General features: G+C 34.8%; 12 protein-coding genes, 1 tRNA gene and 1 other RNA gene. 9 read left to right on the top strand and 5 right to left on the bottom strand.

Annotation, left to right across the window (positions count from 1 at the left end; all coding sequences use genetic code 11):
- The first annotated feature begins 46 nt into the window (after positions 1-46).
- From rpsA to JHK64_RS02685, 3 genes are all read left to right on the top strand, one after another.
- Positions 47-1,243 (top strand): 30S ribosomal protein S1, encoded by a 1,197-nt coding sequence (gene rpsA, locus JHK64_RS02695; RefSeq protein WP_199567463.1) that lies wholly within the window; start codon positions 47-49, stop codon positions 1,241-1,243.
- Positions 1,244-1,345: 102 nt separating this feature from the next.
- Positions 1,346-1,692, top strand: a transfer-messenger RNA (tmRNA) gene (ssrA, locus tag JHK64_RS02690).
- A gap of 41 nt (positions 1,693-1,733) precedes the next feature.
- Positions 1,734-2,390 carry a DUF3862 domain-containing protein gene (locus JHK64_RS02685; protein ID WP_199567462.1) on the top strand — a complete coding sequence of 219 codons (657 nt, stop codon included), beginning with the start codon at positions 1,734-1,736 and terminating at the stop codon, positions 2,388-2,390.
- A gap of 32 nt (positions 2,391-2,422) precedes the next feature.
- Here JHK64_RS02685 and JHK64_RS02680 read toward each other — a convergent pair.
- The 4 genes from JHK64_RS02680 to JHK64_RS02665 form a co-directional block, all read right to left on the bottom strand.
- Positions 2,423-2,494: transfer RNA gene (locus JHK64_RS02680), tRNA-Arg, on the bottom strand.
- 53 nt (positions 2,495-2,547) lie between these two features.
- Positions 2,548-3,381 (bottom strand): ABC transporter permease, encoded by an 834-nt coding sequence (locus JHK64_RS02675; RefSeq protein WP_199567461.1) that lies wholly within the window; start codon positions 3,379-3,381, stop codon positions 2,548-2,550.
- A gap of 14 nt (positions 3,382-3,395) precedes the next feature.
- The gene (locus JHK64_RS02670; RefSeq protein ID WP_199567460.1) at positions 3,396-4,094 is read right to left on the bottom strand and encodes an ABC transporter ATP-binding protein; all 699 of its coding nucleotides are present in this window, start codon (positions 4,092-4,094) and stop codon (positions 3,396-3,398) included.
- The gene (locus JHK64_RS02665) at positions 4,091-4,459 is read right to left on the bottom strand and encodes a GntR family transcriptional regulator (protein ID WP_199567459.1); all 369 of its coding nucleotides are present in this window, start codon (positions 4,457-4,459) and stop codon (positions 4,091-4,093) included. Before JHK64_RS02665 ends, JHK64_RS02670 begins: the two co-directional genes overlap by 4 nt.
- Before the next feature lie 168 nt (positions 4,460-4,627).
- On the opposite strand from JHK64_RS02665, the gene JHK64_RS02660 reads away from it, so the two are divergent.
- From JHK64_RS02660 to JHK64_RS02635, 6 genes are all read left to right on the top strand, one after another.
- The gene (locus JHK64_RS02660; RefSeq protein ID WP_199567458.1) at positions 4,628-7,732 is read left to right on the top strand and encodes a DNA polymerase III subunit alpha; all 3,105 of its coding nucleotides are present in this window, start codon (positions 4,628-4,630) and stop codon (positions 7,730-7,732) included.
- An 81-nt stretch (positions 7,733-7,813) separates the two neighbouring features.
- Entirely contained in the window at positions 7,814-8,824 is a 1,011-nt protein-coding gene (gene pfkA / locus JHK64_RS02655) for a 6-phosphofructokinase (RefSeq protein WP_199567457.1), read from the top strand.
- Positions 8,825-8,878: 54 nt separating this feature from the next.
- The gene (gene pyk / locus JHK64_RS02650; protein ID WP_199567456.1) at positions 8,879-10,381 is read left to right on the top strand and encodes a pyruvate kinase; all 1,503 of its coding nucleotides are present in this window, start codon (positions 8,879-8,881) and stop codon (positions 10,379-10,381) included.
- An 87-nt stretch (positions 10,382-10,468) separates the two neighbouring features.
- Positions 10,469-11,026: a signal peptidase I gene (gene lepB / locus JHK64_RS02645; RefSeq protein WP_199567455.1), complete on the top strand. Its 558-nt coding sequence runs from the start codon at positions 10,469-10,471 to the stop codon at positions 11,024-11,026.
- A 158-nt stretch (positions 11,027-11,184) separates the two neighbouring features.
- Positions 11,185-13,002: a glutamine--fructose-6-phosphate transaminase (isomerizing) gene (gene glmS / locus JHK64_RS02640; RefSeq protein WP_199567454.1), complete on the top strand. Its 1,818-nt coding sequence runs from the start codon at positions 11,185-11,187 to the stop codon at positions 13,000-13,002.
- Between the two features lie 120 nt (positions 13,003-13,122).
- Positions 13,123-13,455, top strand: a complete 333-nt coding sequence (locus tag JHK64_RS02635) for a zinc ribbon domain-containing protein YjdM (protein ID WP_199567453.1) — start codon at positions 13,123-13,125, stop codon at positions 13,453-13,455.
- Between the two features lie 23 nt (positions 13,456-13,478).
- Here the strand turns inward: JHK64_RS02635 and JHK64_RS02630 are convergent, their stop codons facing one another.
- A complete protein-coding gene (locus tag JHK64_RS02630) occupies positions 13,479-14,678 on the bottom strand; it encodes a cation diffusion facilitator family transporter (RefSeq protein WP_199567452.1) in 1,200 nt (399 codons plus the stop codon).
- Positions 14,679-14,823: the final 145 nt, after the last annotated feature.

Genomic DNA, 14,823 nt, shown 5'->3' with positions numbered 1-14,823 from the left:
TATCAGAAAATTAGAAAACTGATTTTCTGTTGGAGGATTTTTTAGAATGAATGAATTTGAAGATTTGCTAAATAGTGTTAGCGAAGTGAATGCTGGTGACGTTGTTACCGCAGAAGTATTGACAGTTGATAACGATCAAGCTAACGTTGTTATCAGTGGTACTGGTGTTGAAGGTGTATTAACACTTCGTGAGTTAACTAATGATCGTAATGCTGACATTAATGATTTAGTAAAACCAGGGGAAACACTTGAGGTACTTGTTCTTCGTCAAGTAGTCGGAAAAGATACTGACACAGTGACTTTCCTAGTGTCTAAAAAACGTTTAGAAGCTCGCAAAGCTTGGGACAAACTTATTGGTCGCGAAGGTGATGTTATCACTGTTAAAGTGACTCGTGCTGTTAAAGGTGGTTTAGCTATCGAATTTGAAGGCCTACGTGGCTTTATTCCAGCTTCAATGATTGACACACGTTTTGTTCGTAATACTGAAAAATTTGTTGGTCAAGAAATAGATGCTCGTATTAAAGAAGTAGATGCTTCTGAAAATCGTTTCATCCTTTCGCGTCGTGAAGTTGTTGAAGAAGCAGCTGCAGAAGCTCGCAAAGAAGTTTTCTCAACATTAACTGAAGGATCAGTTGTTACTGGGAAAGTGGCTCGTTTAACTAGCTTTGGTGCCTTTGTTGATCTTGGTGGTGTTGATGGTCTTATCCATGTCACTGAGTTATCTCACGAAAGAAATGTTTCACCTAAATCAGTTGTATCTGTTGGTGAAGAAGTGGAAGTTAAAGTTCTTTCAATTGATGAAGAAGCTGGTCGTGTATCACTATCATTAAAAGCAACAATTCCTGGACCTTGGGATGGTGTTGAACAAAAACTTGCTGCTGGTGATGTGATTGAAGGAAAAGTAAAACGTCTTACTGATTTTGGTGCTTTCGTTGAAGTTCTTCCAGGTATTGATGGATTAGTTCACATTTCACAAATTTCTCACAAACGTGTTGAAAATCCTAAAGATGTTTTATCAGTTGGTCAAGATGTGACTGTTAAAGTTCTAGATGTTAATGCTGCAGATGAACGTGTATCACTTTCTCTTAAAGCTTTGGAAGAACGCCCAGCACAAGAAAACACTGAAGAAAAACGTCAATCTAAACCTCGTCGTCCAAAACGTCAAGAAAAACGTGATTACGATTTACCAGAAACTCAAACTGGATTCTCAATGGCTGATTTATTCGGTGACATTGAATTATAATGATAACGAAAACTCACTGATTTTCAGTGAGTTTTTATTATTTTTCAACTTTGCTAAAGATTGTTTTTTTTGATATACTAATAGAGTGTTATCAACTATTTAGGGGTCGTTACGGATTCGACAGGCATTATGAGGCATATTTTGCAACCCATCGGCAGATGTAAAATGCCAGTTAAATATAACTGCAAAAAATAACACAACTTACGCAGTAGCTGCCTAAAAACCAGCTCTCGTGACTTTTATGAGATTGCTTACGTCTCTTTAAAAGTCTTAAAATAGTAAGCTACGTGTGATTATTGTCTAGCTAATTACAAAGAGACTGATAGACTCGCTATTTAGTGACTTGAGCTATGTGTCATTAATTAGTTAAAATAAGACATAGCCTATGGTTGTAGACAAATATGTTAGCAGGTGTTTGGACGTGGGTTCGACTCCCACCGGCTCCATTTATTATTAAAATAAATATGATATAAAAGAATGTGAGAAAAGCATGAAAAAAACCCTCTTATTTTTAGCTGTTATCCTGTCAGCCTTTTTTTTAATATCTTGCTCAAGTAACAATGAAAAAAAGGTAACTGAAATCACAACAGAAGAAGAATCAGCCTTAAATCAAAAACCAGCAGAAATTGCCGAGCATCAAGATATTCGTTTTAACTTTAACGAGGTTCATATCGCTTTAGCAAAAGATGAATTTAAAGGTGGTACAACGTTTGAAGAATTAAAAACTTTGTTTGGAGAACCAACGAGTATTGAACAAGAGCCTGCTGGAGAAGTTAGTCTTGATGTCTACAAGTGGCAGTTTGATAATGTTCAAGTCACAGTAAAATTATTTGAAAATAGTAGCGTTGTCAGATCAATCTCAAATTTTAGTTTTATCCGTAAAGCAACCATCTCAAAAGAAACATACAATGAGATTGCTGAGGGAACGTCTTATCTAGAGGTTAAACAAGTGTTTGGTGAGCCAGATGTCCTATCTGAGGTATCTTCCTCTGAAGGTCGTGACATTCAAGCCATTTGGATAAGTGGTTTAAAATCTGATGGTGTAGCTACTGTTGAAATGTTCTTTAATCAAGATGGTCTAGTTTCAAAAGAGCAATCTGGGTTAAAAGAAGATAAAGAAGACGAAAAAGAAAAGAAAGACAAATAAAAAAGGCACAACAGTGCCTTTTTTCTATGCAATCCAACTTGAGGGAATCGAACCCCCATTTCAAGAACCGGAATCTTGCGTGATATCCATTACACTAAAGTTGGTAGCACTATTATATCATAAAAACAAAGAGAGCCTCAACAGTAGAGGCTCTTTCTTATTGAATATTCAATTTATTTTTGATGATATAGTGAGTACCAAAGTAATAAATAGCTGATTGAACAAGAAAAACTCCGATTTCTTTTATAATGTAAGGGTCAAATCCAGAAATAACACCATTATAATTATTTATACCATCACTTTGATAGGAAGCACTTATTGTAAAATTGAAATTTCCAAAAACTATTGCTTCAATAACAGATTCTAAAATAACGATACCAAAAAGTGCTACAAATCCCATTAATGCTCTTTTGTCTTGGAAGAGTTGACCAATAGAAATAGCAAAATAAATTAAGAGAATAGAGGCTATGCTTGCTGTAATAAAATACAGTATTAACAATAAAAATCTTCCAATTGGGATTGAAGCTATTAGATTTGGCAAGTATAAGAAGAGCTCATTTAAGGGAACATTTGGAATAATCAGTAAGAAAAAACTGAAAAGAAGAATAATAGCGCTCAAAACTGACCATAAAAATGATGTTAATAATTTTGAAAGAATAATCTGATGCGTTGATACTGGAAGTGTTAATGTTAAATAACCTTCACGACCAAAGACATTCTTGTTGAAGCGATTAACAATAATAAAGAGAGTTGATATTCCAATTCCAATGATTAAGGAAACAAAAATCAGTATAATGGCGAACATAATAATTTGTTCAGAGGTTGTTAATTCTCTTCCTTCAGTATAGATACTACGACCAAAGACACTATTAGTACTAAAGCTACTAATATATAGTCCTAGAATGGTGGCACAAAACATGATAGCGCCATAAAGAGCAAAATACCACTTTCCTACAGACTTGATTTCGTATTTAATTAATTTTCTAAACATTGTGTTATTCTCCTTTAAGCCTTGAACGTTTCTCTGAAAATAGCATCAACTGATTTCCCATGTTTTTCTCTTAAGTCATCAGCATTCCCTTGAAGAACAATAGTACCGTTTTGGATAAAGACAACTTCATCTAATATTGGTTCAATATCAGCAATGAGATGTGTCGAAATAATGACAGAAGCTTCTTCAGAATAATTGTTAATAATGGTTTTTAAAATATAGTCTCTAGCAGCAGGATCAACACCACCAATAGGTTCATCTAGAATATATAATTTGGCTTTACGACTCATCACTAAGATTAATTGAACTTTTTCTTTATTTCCTTTAGACAAATTTTTAAGTTTTTGATTGAGGGAAATATTTAAGTCATTTAAAAGAGTGATTGCTCGGTCATTATCAAAATCATCATAGAAATCTTTAAATAAAACTAAAAGATCTTCGACTTTCATATTGTCTTGTAGGTAAGTGGTGTCAGGCAGATAGGAAATAATTTTCTTTGTATCTACAGATGGTCTAAAGCCATCAATAACAATATCACCATTAGTTGGTTGTAAAAGACCGTTGATTAACTTGATGAGAGTTGTTTTTCCACTACCATTTGGTCCAAGTAATCCAATAATTTTTCCAGCTGGTAAACTTAAGGTAATATCATCTAAGGCAGTGAATTTACCATAGTTTTTAGTGACATGATGTAGTTGTAGTAAGTCTGTCATTTACTTTCTCCTAAATATTTCATTAATTCTTCAATAATCTTTTTATCATCAAAGCCAATTTTTTTCATGTGATTAATAAACATTTTTATTTCTTCTTCTGCAAGTTCGTGACGCTTTTGTTCAATGAGCTCTTTGTCATCGGTAACAAATCTACCAGATGTTCGCTGAGAGTAAACCATTCCATCGCGCTCAAGTTCTATAAATGCACGTTGCATTGTATTAGGATTAACGCCGGCTTCTTCTGCAAATTCTCTAACAGTAGGTAGTTGCTCACCACTCTTGATATCTTGGCTAATAATTCTCATCTTGACACGTTGAGCTATCTGAACATAAATTGGGGATTTTTCATCAAATTTCCAGGCCATCAGAGTCTCCTTTCAATAAATTATGTTTGTACTATTTTAATAATACAGAAAAAAAGCTTTCTTGTCAAGAAAAAGAGCCAAAAAAGATTTAAAAAAGAATTAGCATTCTTTTGCAGTTTCATAGTATAATATAAAAAGAAGTTATGATAATTTAGGAAAGGAGAAGCGATGTTTGTTCAACTAGACACAAAAACTGTTTATTCTTTTATGGACAGTCTCATTGACTTGGATGGCTATATTCAATCCGCTAAGAACATGGGCTATTCTTATCTAGGAATTATGGATAAGGATAATTTATACGCTGCCTATCATTTCATTAAGAAATGTCAAAAAAATGATATTCATCCAATAGTAGGATTAGAATTAACCGTTTTTACTGACAATCAAGAAGTAACTATCAATGTTATTGCAAAAAATAATACAGGGTATCGTCAGTTATTGAAATTATCAACTGCTTTGATGAAGGGTGAGAAGGATCTTTTAAATAAAAATGATTATTTTAGTGAGTTAGTTATTATTATTCCCTATTTTGATGGGATAGAACTGCTTTCTTTTCCTTATGATTATTATATTGGTGTCACTTTAAAGACACCAGTGAAGCCATTTGAAAAATCGCCACTTCCATTACACACCGTAAGATATTTTGAAAGTCAGGATAAAGAAGTTCTTCAAGTCCTGCATGCTATTAAAGATAACGTATCGCTAAAAGAAACAAAACCCATTGAAGGCAATCAAATGTTCTATGATGCCTCAACAATGACAAGATTATTTGAAGAGAGATTTCCTCAAGCATTAGTGAATCTTGAGAATTTGGTAGCAAGTATTTCTTATCAATTTAATTCATCATTAAAATTACCACGATTTAATCGTGATAAAGATGCGAGTATTGAATTACGAGAAAAAACTTATCAATCTTTAAATACGAAAAATCTAAATGAGGATGCCTATATCAAGCGACTAGAAACAGAACTCTCTATTATTCATGAGATGGGTTTTGATGATTATTTTCTCATTGTCTGGGATTTGATTCGTTTTGGACAAAGCAAAAGCTATTATATGGGAATGGGAAGAGGTTCTGCTGCAGGTAGTCTTGTGGCTTATCTGCTTGACATCACAGGGATTGACCCTGTTAAAAATAACCTCTTGTTTGAGCGATTTTTAAATAAAGAACGCTATAGTATGCCCGATATTGATATCGATTTACCAGATATCTATCGTTCTGAATTTCTTCATTATGTGAGAGACCGCTATGGGAGCGAGCATGCTGCTCAAATTGTGACATTTTCAACATTTGGTGCCAAACAAGCTATTCGCGATGTCTTTAAGCGTTTCGGGGCAACAGAGTACGAATTAGGAGCTTTAACAAAACGTATTGCTTTTCAGGATACCCTAACAAGCACTTATGAAAAAAATGCTCATTTTAGACAAATAATAACAAGCAAATTAGAATTTCAAAAAGCATTTGCCATTGCTAAAAAAATTGAAGGTCAACCTAGACAAACGTCAATTCACGCAGCAGGAGTTGTTTTAAGCGATGATAATCTGACTAATCATATCCCTTTGAAACCAGGTGAAGATATGATGATTACACAATATGATGCTCAAGCAGTTGAAGCAAATGGCTTATTAAAAATGGATTTTCTCGGTTTAAGAAATCTAACACTTGTTCAAAAAATGCAAGAAAAACTCTTTAAAGAACAAGGGATTGCTATTGATATTAAAACTATTAATTTGGAAGATGAAAAAACACTAGCTTTATTTGCACAAGGTAAAACAGCAGGTATTTTCCAATTTGAAGCAGCAGGAGCTATCAACCTGCTAAAACAAGTAAAACCATCTCGCTTTGAAGAAATAGTGGCTACAACAAGTCTAAATCGACCTGGTGCCAGTGATTACATCGAGAACTTTATCAAGAGAAAATTTAAAAAGGAAGCCATTGATTTGATTGATCCGGTAATTGCACCAATATTGGAGCCAACCTATGGTATCATGCTTTATCAAGAGCAAGTCATGACGATTGCTCAGGTATACGCTGGCTTTTCTCTTGGTAAGGCTGACTTACTGCGTAGAGCCATGTCAAAGAAAAATCAAGAACAAATGAATGTGATGCGTTCTCAGTTTTTAGATGGTGCTAAACAATTTGGTAGACAAGAAGAAACTGCCTCTCTTCTCTTTGATATGATGGCAAAATTTGCTGGCTATGGTTTTAATCGAAGCCATGCTTATGCATACTCCGCCTTGGCATTTCAGTTAGCTTATTTTAAGGCCCATTATCCTAATATCTTTTATGATATAATGCTTAACTACTCAGGAAGTCATTATATCAGTGATGCTATTGATAATGGTTTTAAGGTTGAAAAATTATCAATTAATAACGTCTCTTACTATGATAAGGTTGTTAATAATAATATTTTTATAGGTATAAAACATATTAAAGAATTACCAAAAGAGCTGGTTTTTTGGATTGTCAATAATCAACCCTATCAAAATACTGAAGATTTTCTGACACGTTTACCAGAAAAATACCAAGATAAAAAATTTATAGAGTCTTTAGTCCTAGTTGGTTTATTTGACAACTTTGAACCAAATAGGAAAAAAGTTCAAAAGAATTTAGAGCCACTGTTGATTTTTGTGAGTGAACTTGGTAGTCTTTTTTCTGAGAATTCTTATCAGTGGTTAGATGAATTAGATTATACAAATGCAGAAAAATATCAACTAGAAAAAGATATTATTGGTTTTGGTATTAGTCCACATCCTCTTGTTGAAGAGATGGAAAAAAGAAAGGGGCAGTTTACGCCTTTTTCAAAATTAGTTGAAGGCCGTTCAATGACAGTTCTTGCTGAAATTGAAAAAATTAAAGTCATTAGAACTAAAACAACTGGTGAAGAAATGGCCTTTTTAACGGTTTCTGACACTAATAAAAAACTAGATATTACTTTATTTCCAGAAACCTATAAAAAATATCAAAACATACTCACACAAAATCAATTTTATCTTTTTCGAGGAAAAATTCAGTATCGAAATCAACAGTTGCAAATGCTTCTTGATACACTGATTATTCCCACAGATGAAAAATGTTGGTTACTGGTTTCAAATCATGATAATGATTTTCAGATTACAAAAATTTTAAAACAATTTCCTGGTTCTTTGCCAGTTGTTATTCATTACAAAGAATCAAAAGAGACTTTACAAAGTCAAAAATACTTTGTCGCAAACGATGAAAAATTAATTGATCTCCTAAATCCTTATGTTTTGAAAACGGTTTTTCGTTGAAATGAGTCAGAATATAAAGATTTTTATAAGAGATTGTGCTATAATAGGAACGTTAAAAATAAAAAAGGAGCACTGAAAATAATGAAACGTATTGCTGTTTTAACCAGTGGAGGAGACTCTCCTGGGATGAATGCTGCTGTTCGTGCAGTTGTTCGCAAAGCAATTTCAGAAGGTATGGAAGTTTTTGGTATTAATTATGGCTATGCTGGTATGGTTGCTGGGGATATTTTCCCATTAGATTCAAGAGCTGTTGGAGATAAGATTTCACGTGGTGGGACATTTTTATTCTCAGCAAGATATCCCGAGTTTAGTAAACTTGAAGGTCAATTAGCAGGTATTGAACAATTAAAAAAACATGGTATTGAAGGTGTCGTTGTCATTGGTGGAGATGGTTCTTACCACGGTGCGATGCGTTTAACTGAACATGGTTTTCCTGCAGTAGGTATTCCTGGAACAATTGATAATGATATTGTTGGAACAGATTACACTATTGGTTTTGATACTGCTGTTAGTACAGCAACATCTGCACTAGATAAACTTCGTGACACTTCTTCAAGTCACAAAAGAACTTTTATTGTTGAAGTAATGGGTAGAAATGCTGGAGATATTGCTCTTTGGGCAGGAATTGCCTCAGGTGCTGACCAAATCATTGTTCCTGAAGAGGATTATGATATTCATCAAGTTGTCCAAAAGATTAATCAAGGATTTGCTAACGGTAAAAACCATCATATCATTGTTCTTGCCGAAGGGGTTATGAGTGGTGATGAATTTGCTGCCAAGTTAAAAGATGCCGGGAATACAAATGATTCTAGAGTAACTAATTTAGGCCATATCCTACGTGGTGGTGCACCTAGTCCGCGTGACAGAGTTTTAGCTAGTTGGATGGGAGCAAGAGCAGTTGAGCTATTAAAAGAAGGAAAAGGCGGCTATGCTATTGGTATTCAAAATGAAAATCTAGTAGAAAGTCCTATTTTAGGAACTGCTGAAGAAGGTGCTTTATTTAGTCTTGATGATCATGGAAAAATCATTGTCAACAATCCTCATAAAGCTAGGTTAGATTTTGCTGATTTAAATCGTGTATTAGCTCAATAAAGTAACTGTCCAAATATATTAATAATAGTTAAGAAATAAAGGAGTTTTTCAAGAATGAACAAACGTGTTAAAATTGTTGCCACACTTGGCCCAGCTGTTGAGATTAGAGGCGGCAAAAAATATGGTGAAGATGGCTATTGGAGTGGGGATCTTGATGTTGAACAATCTGCTCAAAATATCGCTGAATTAATCAAAGCTGGTGCAAATGTCTTTCGCTTTAATTTTTCACATGGTGACCATAAAGAGCAAGGTGATCGTATGGCTACTGTTCGCAAGGCAGAAGAGCTTGCAAATCAGAAAGTTGGTTTCTTACTAGATACCAAAGGCCCTGAGATGAGAACAGAGCTTTTTGAAGACGATGCTAAAGAATACACTTATCAAACAGGTGATAAGATTAGAGTAGCAACAAAACAAGGCTTACAATCAACAAGAGATAAGATTGCTTTAAGCGTTGCTGGTAAACTTGATATTTTTGATCACGTTGAAAAGGGGCAACAAATCCTAATTGATGATGGTAAAGTTGGACTAAGAATTATCTCAAAAGATCATGCTAATCATGAATTAGAAGTTCTTGTTGAAAATGATGGTGTCATTGCTAAACAAAAAGGTGTTAATATTCCAAACACAAAAATTCCTTTCCCAGCTCTTGCAGAAAGAGATAATGCAGATATTCGTTTTGGTTTAGAACAAGGTCTTAACTTTATTGCTATTTCGTTTGTTCGTACTGCAAAAGACGTTGAAGAAGTTCGTGCCATTACTCGTGAAACAGGCAATGACCATGTTAAACTTTTTGCTAAAATTGAAAATCAACAAGGGATTGATAATATTGATGAAATTATCGATGCTGCTGATGGTATAATGATTGCTCGTGGTGACATGGGTATTGAAGTGCCATTTGAAATGGTGCCTGTCTATCAAAAAATGATTATCACCAAAACAAACGCAGCAGGTAAGGCTGTTATCACAGCAACTAATATGCTTGAAACAATGACTGAAAAACCTCGTGCTACGCGTTCTGAAGTTTCTGATGTCTTCAATGCTGTCATTGATGGGACTGATGCTACAATGCTTTCTGGTGAATCAGCTAACGGTAAATACCCTGTGGAATCTGTTAGAACAATGGCCACTATCGACAAAAATGCTCAAACACTTCTTAGTGAGTATGGTCGATTAAATTCTGATAATTTTGAGCGTTCAAATAAAACAGAAGTAGTAGCTTCTGCAGTTAAAGATGCTACTCGTTCAATGGATATTAAATTAGTTGTCACTATTACTGAAACAGGTAACACAGCACGTCTAATTTCTAAATATCGTCCAGAATCTGATATCCTTGCTGTTACTTTTGATGAAAAAATTCAAAAATCATTGATGGTTAACTGGGGAGTTATTCCTGTAGTAGCTGATAGACCAGACTCAACCGATGATATGTTTGAGGTTGCTGAACAAGTTGCTCTTTCATCAGGTCTTGTTGAATCAGGAGATAATATTGTTATTGTTGCTGGTGTTCCAGTTGGTACTGGTGGTACAAACACAATGAGAATTCGCACAGTAAAATAATAAAAAATAAAGATAGCTTTGATTGGCTATCTTTTTTTATCTTCAAAAACATGTTATAATATAAGAAAAAGTATTAAAGGAGAGACCATGGTTAAACGCGATTTTATTAGAAACATTTTTTTAATCATTAGTGGCATCGTCCTTGTTTTAATACTACGTCTCTTCGTTTTTTCAACACATGAAATTTCAAAGAGTGAGGCCAATAATTTTCTGAATGAAGGAGACCTTGTAACTGTTCAAACAACAACCAAGCCAACGTTTAAAGATTTTGTTGTCTACAAGGTTGATAAAAAAGAATATGTTGGCCGTGTTGTTGCAATACCTGGTGATTCTGTTACATTTATGGATGATATTTTTTATCTCAACGCCATGATTGAAGAAGAACCATACATTGATAATCTTAGAACAGATTATCAAGATACGCATGGCTTTGATGCTTACTTCACCTCAGACTTTACTCTTGAAACCTTGACTCAGTCAAATATTACCAAAATTCCTAAAGGTTATTTTTTAGTTTTAAATGATAACAGGCAAAACACAAATGATAGTAGAGAGTTTGGGCTTATTAGTCAAAAACAAATTAAAGGAGTAGTGAACTTCCGCATTCTTCCTTTAGATCAGTTTGGATTTATCGAAAATGAATAGGCAACTATTCATTTTTTTATTGTAATTAGACTATACCAATTATTTCTTTGACATTTAATAATTCATGTAATATACTTATATCAGTCGATTATATTGAAATAAATTAGACTATACCAATTTTAAGGAGAGTGTGGTAATCAGTTACCACCAATGAATATATGTGTGGAATAGTAGGTGTTGTTGGCAACAGAAATGCCAAAGATATTTTAATGCAAGGCTTGGAAAAACTAGAATATAGAGGTTATGATTCGTCTGGTATTTTTCTGGTAGATGGCAATAAATCAGCTAAGTTAATTAAAGCTGTTGGTAAAATAGCTTATTTGAGAGAAAAAATAGGGATTGATCTAGCTGGTGATATCGGCATTGGTCACACGAGATGGGCGACTCACGGTAAACCTAGTGTTGAAAATGCCCACCCTCACCAATCGTCAACTAAAGAACTGACCTTAGTGCATAATGGTGTGATTGAAAACTATCTTGAGATTAAAAAATCCTATCTCACTAACCACGATTTTCTAGGAAGTACCGACACAGAAATTGTTGTTCATCTCATTGAGGAGTTAATAAAGGAAGACTCCCTAACAACCTTTGAAGCCTTTAAAAAAGCTTTAACGATTATTGAAGGCTCTTATGCCTTTGCTTTAATTGATAGCAAGCAAGCTGATACTATTTATGTGGCAAAAAATAAATCGCCCCTACTTATCGGCTTGGGAGATGGCTATAACATGGTCTGCTCAGACGCGATGGCGATGATTCGTGAGACAAGTGAATTTATGGAAGTTCACGACAAGGAAATCGTAACGGTCAAAAAAGACAGTATTAGTATTGAAGATTTTGGTGGCAATACTGTTAAAAGAGAGAGCTACACAGCAAGCCTTGATTTATCAGATATCGGTAAAGGGACTTATCCTTACTACATGCTAAAAGAAATTGATGAACAGCCAAGCGTTATGCGTCGTCTTATCAAAACCTACAGTAATGATAAGCAAGAAATCGTTGTGGATGATTCTATTATTGATGCCGTTAAAGCCTCAGATCGTCTTTATATTATTGCTGCTGGAACATCCTATCATGCGGGTTATGCGGCTAAACAGTTTTTAGAACAGTTAACACAGACACCTGTTGAATTGGGGATTGCTTCTGAGTGGGGCTATGACTTGCCGTTAATGAGTGAAAAACCAATGGTGATTCTTTTAAGTCAGTCAGGGGAAACCGCTGATAGTCGACAAGTGCTTGTTAAGGCTAACGAACTTGGTATCCCAAGCTTAACTATCACAAATGTTGCTGGCTCAACCTTATCACGTGAGGCTAGCTATACCATGTTAATTCATGCGGGTCCAGAAATTGCAGTAGCTTCCACAAAAGCCTATACAGCACAAATTGCCACTCTAGCCTTTCTTGCTAAAGCAGTGGGTGATAAGATAGGAAATCCAAAATCTCTTGATTTTGATTTGATTAAAGAATTATCTATTGTGGCGCAATCCATTGAAGCCACCCTATCACAAAAAGATTTGATTGAAAAGAAAACCCAAGAATTATTAGAAACGACACGAAATGCTTTTTATATCGGACGTTCTAATGATTACTATGTTGCTATGGAAGCTAGTTTGAAATTGAAAGAAATTTCATATATCCAGTGTGAAGGCTTTGCTGCAGGTGAGTTGAAACACGGTACCATCTCTCTCATCGAAGACGGAACACCTGTGATTGCCCTATTATCAAACAATAAAGCTGTCTTATCACATACAAGAGGGAATATCTCAGAAGTTATTGCAAGAGGTGCGTCCGTTTTAACCATTGTCGAAGAAGGAGCAGACAAAGCCTCAGATGATATTGTTGTTATGGCAGTCCATCCTTACCTCTCAAGTATAGGCATGGTTGTTCCAACCCAACTGATTGCCTACTATGCCTCACTCCAAAGAGGATTAGATGTCGATAAACCACGAAATCTTGCCAAGTCAGTGACGGTTGAGTAATAATCACTTCTTAACCAGTAAATCTTTTCTTTGTCAATCTAGCAGAAAAGAAGTGAAATCATCTTGCCATCTCACCCAAGATAAAGTAGAATGGTAGTAATTGACGTAAAGGAGATAAAAATGTCACTACCAAATTGTCCAAAATGCCAATCAGAATATGTTTACGAAGATGGTGTCTTACTGGTTTGTCCAGAGTGTGCTTATGAATGGTCTTTAGAAGATGAGACTGTTGAAGAAGGTTTAGTCGTCTTAGACAGTAACGGCAATCGTTTAGCAGATGGCGATACCATCACTGTTATCAAAGATTTAAAAGTTAAAGGTGCGCCTAAAGACATTAAACAAGGAACGCGTGTTAAAAACATTCGTCTTGTTGAAGGCGATCACAATATCGACTGTAAAATTGATGGTTTTGGTGCTATGAAGTTGAAATCAGAATTCGTTAAAAAAATATAGTCATATCAAAGAAAAAACGACTCTTAAAAGAGATCGTTTTTTTTAGTAATTTGATGAAAAATCAATTGCCATTCTTCATGACGACGCCACAAGCTAGTGTGTGAACTCTCTTCAAGTTCATAAGTCACTAGCATTATTTTGGGGGTGATGGTCATCAGTTTAAAATTCTTAAAGTTGTTTGGGAAATGCTCATCTGTTGCTTGTAAGTCATTAAGAGATAGGTATTGACCGCTATTTGCAATCAAATAAAAATCATCTGCTAATAGCTTTTCATAATCAGGAATTTTTGATAAAAACAATTTTTCATTTTTATAGAGTTTCTTAAAAATAAGTTCTTTTTCTCTATCTTCTCGGATTTTAGCAGGTTCCACATGGATATCAATATCGTAAACGCCAAATTTTTGCTTTAACAAAGCTTCCACCTGTTCTGTAATGGCATGACTTTCAAAAACAGATAAATCAGGATGCATTTCTAAAACAAGATCAAGGTAAACATTACTCCCATAAGTTCTTCCCCTTTGGGATTTAACGGATAAAATTTTAGGGATTTTCAAAATTGCCACTTTATATTCAGCAAGGCGCTTGTCATCAAAGCCATCAGAAAGACTAAAGGCACTTGATTTAAAAATATCAAAAGCCGTTTTGATGATAAAAAGGCTGATAATAATGGCAACCATTTTATCAATGACAGGAAACTGCATACGACTAGCTACAATCGCAATAGTTGTTCCAAGTGAGGTGGCGATATCGGTTAAATTATCTTTAGCTGCAGCGATGAGGGCTCCAGATTTGAGCTTTCTAGCCAGTGATTGATTGAAACGATAGACCGCATAAATACAAAGAGCAGAAATCAGCCCAACCAAAGCACCCAAAGGATCAATAGGGGTATGAGTATTTGAAATCATCATTTCTACGGTTTGGACAAGGACTTGAAGACCTACGATAAACATGATAAATGACGTCAACAAGCTAGCCAAATCTTCAATCTTCCAATGACCAAACTTGTGATCGCTGTCAGCAGGTTTTCGAGCCATTCGTAAGCCAATCAATAAGGTAGCATTACCAACAATATCAGACATGTTATTAAAGCCATCAGCAATCAAGGATGAGGAATGAATCAGATAACCGACTAATAGTTTGGCTAAGGACAAGAGCAGATAAACGACAATGCTTAGAATGGGTCCTTTTTCAGCCTGCTTCAAATTTTCTGAAGGGTTGTTCATTGCAGTCTCCTTTCCTTCTTAATCATGCTATTATATCACGTTTGTGGTAAATAAAAAACTAAAATGAGAAAAAACAAGAGACTTAAACGGGTGTCTCATCAGACTTTTAAAGCCTATTAGACAATTTTTGTTAACCAATAGTCTC

The organism is Streptococcus zalophi (genome assembly GCF_016481285.1).
GTDB classification, from domain to species: domain Bacteria; phylum Bacillota; class Bacilli; order Lactobacillales; family Streptococcaceae; genus Streptococcus; species Streptococcus zalophi.
The sequence above is the reverse complement of the archived record's forward strand: the minus strand, read 5'-3'. Positions and strand labels throughout refer to the sequence as shown.

Bases quoted from the DNA above. Each gene is read 5' to 3' on its own strand.
- JHK64_RS02635 (WP_199567453.1), top strand. From the start codon at position 13,123: ATGTCACTACCAAATTGTCCAAAATGCCAATCAGAATATGTTTACGAA.
- JHK64_RS02665 (WP_199567459.1), bottom strand. From the start codon at position 4,459: ATGGCCTGGAAATTTGATGAAAAATCCCCAATTTATGTTCAGATAGCT.
- JHK64_RS02630 (WP_199567452.1), bottom strand. From the start codon at position 14,678: ATGAACAACCCTTCAGAAAATTTGAAGCAGGCTGAAAAAGGACCCATT.
- rpsA (WP_199567463.1), top strand. From the start codon at position 47: ATGAATGAATTTGAAGATTTGCTAAATAGTGTTAGCGAAGTGAATGCT.
- JHK64_RS02660 (WP_199567458.1), top strand. From the start codon at position 4,628: ATGTTTGTTCAACTAGACACAAAAACTGTTTATTCTTTTATGGACAGT.
- glmS (WP_199567454.1), top strand. From the start codon at position 11,185: ATGTGTGGAATAGTAGGTGTTGTTGGCAACAGAAATGCCAAAGATATT.
- JHK64_RS02675 (WP_199567461.1), bottom strand. From the start codon at position 3,381: ATGTTTAGAAAATTAATTAAATACGAAATCAAGTCTGTAGGAAAGTGG.
- pyk (WP_199567456.1), top strand. From the start codon at position 8,879: ATGAACAAACGTGTTAAAATTGTTGCCACACTTGGCCCAGCTGTTGAG.
- JHK64_RS02685 (WP_199567462.1), top strand. From the start codon at position 1,734: ATGAAAAAAACCCTCTTATTTTTAGCTGTTATCCTGTCAGCCTTTTTT.
- lepB (WP_199567455.1), top strand. From the start codon at position 10,469: ATGGTTAAACGCGATTTTATTAGAAACATTTTTTTAATCATTAGTGGC.
- JHK64_RS02670 (WP_199567460.1), bottom strand. From the start codon at position 4,094: ATGACAGACTTACTACAACTACATCATGTCACTAAAAACTATGGTAAA.
- pfkA (WP_199567457.1), top strand. From the start codon at position 7,814: ATGAAACGTATTGCTGTTTTAACCAGTGGAGGAGACTCTCCTGGGATG.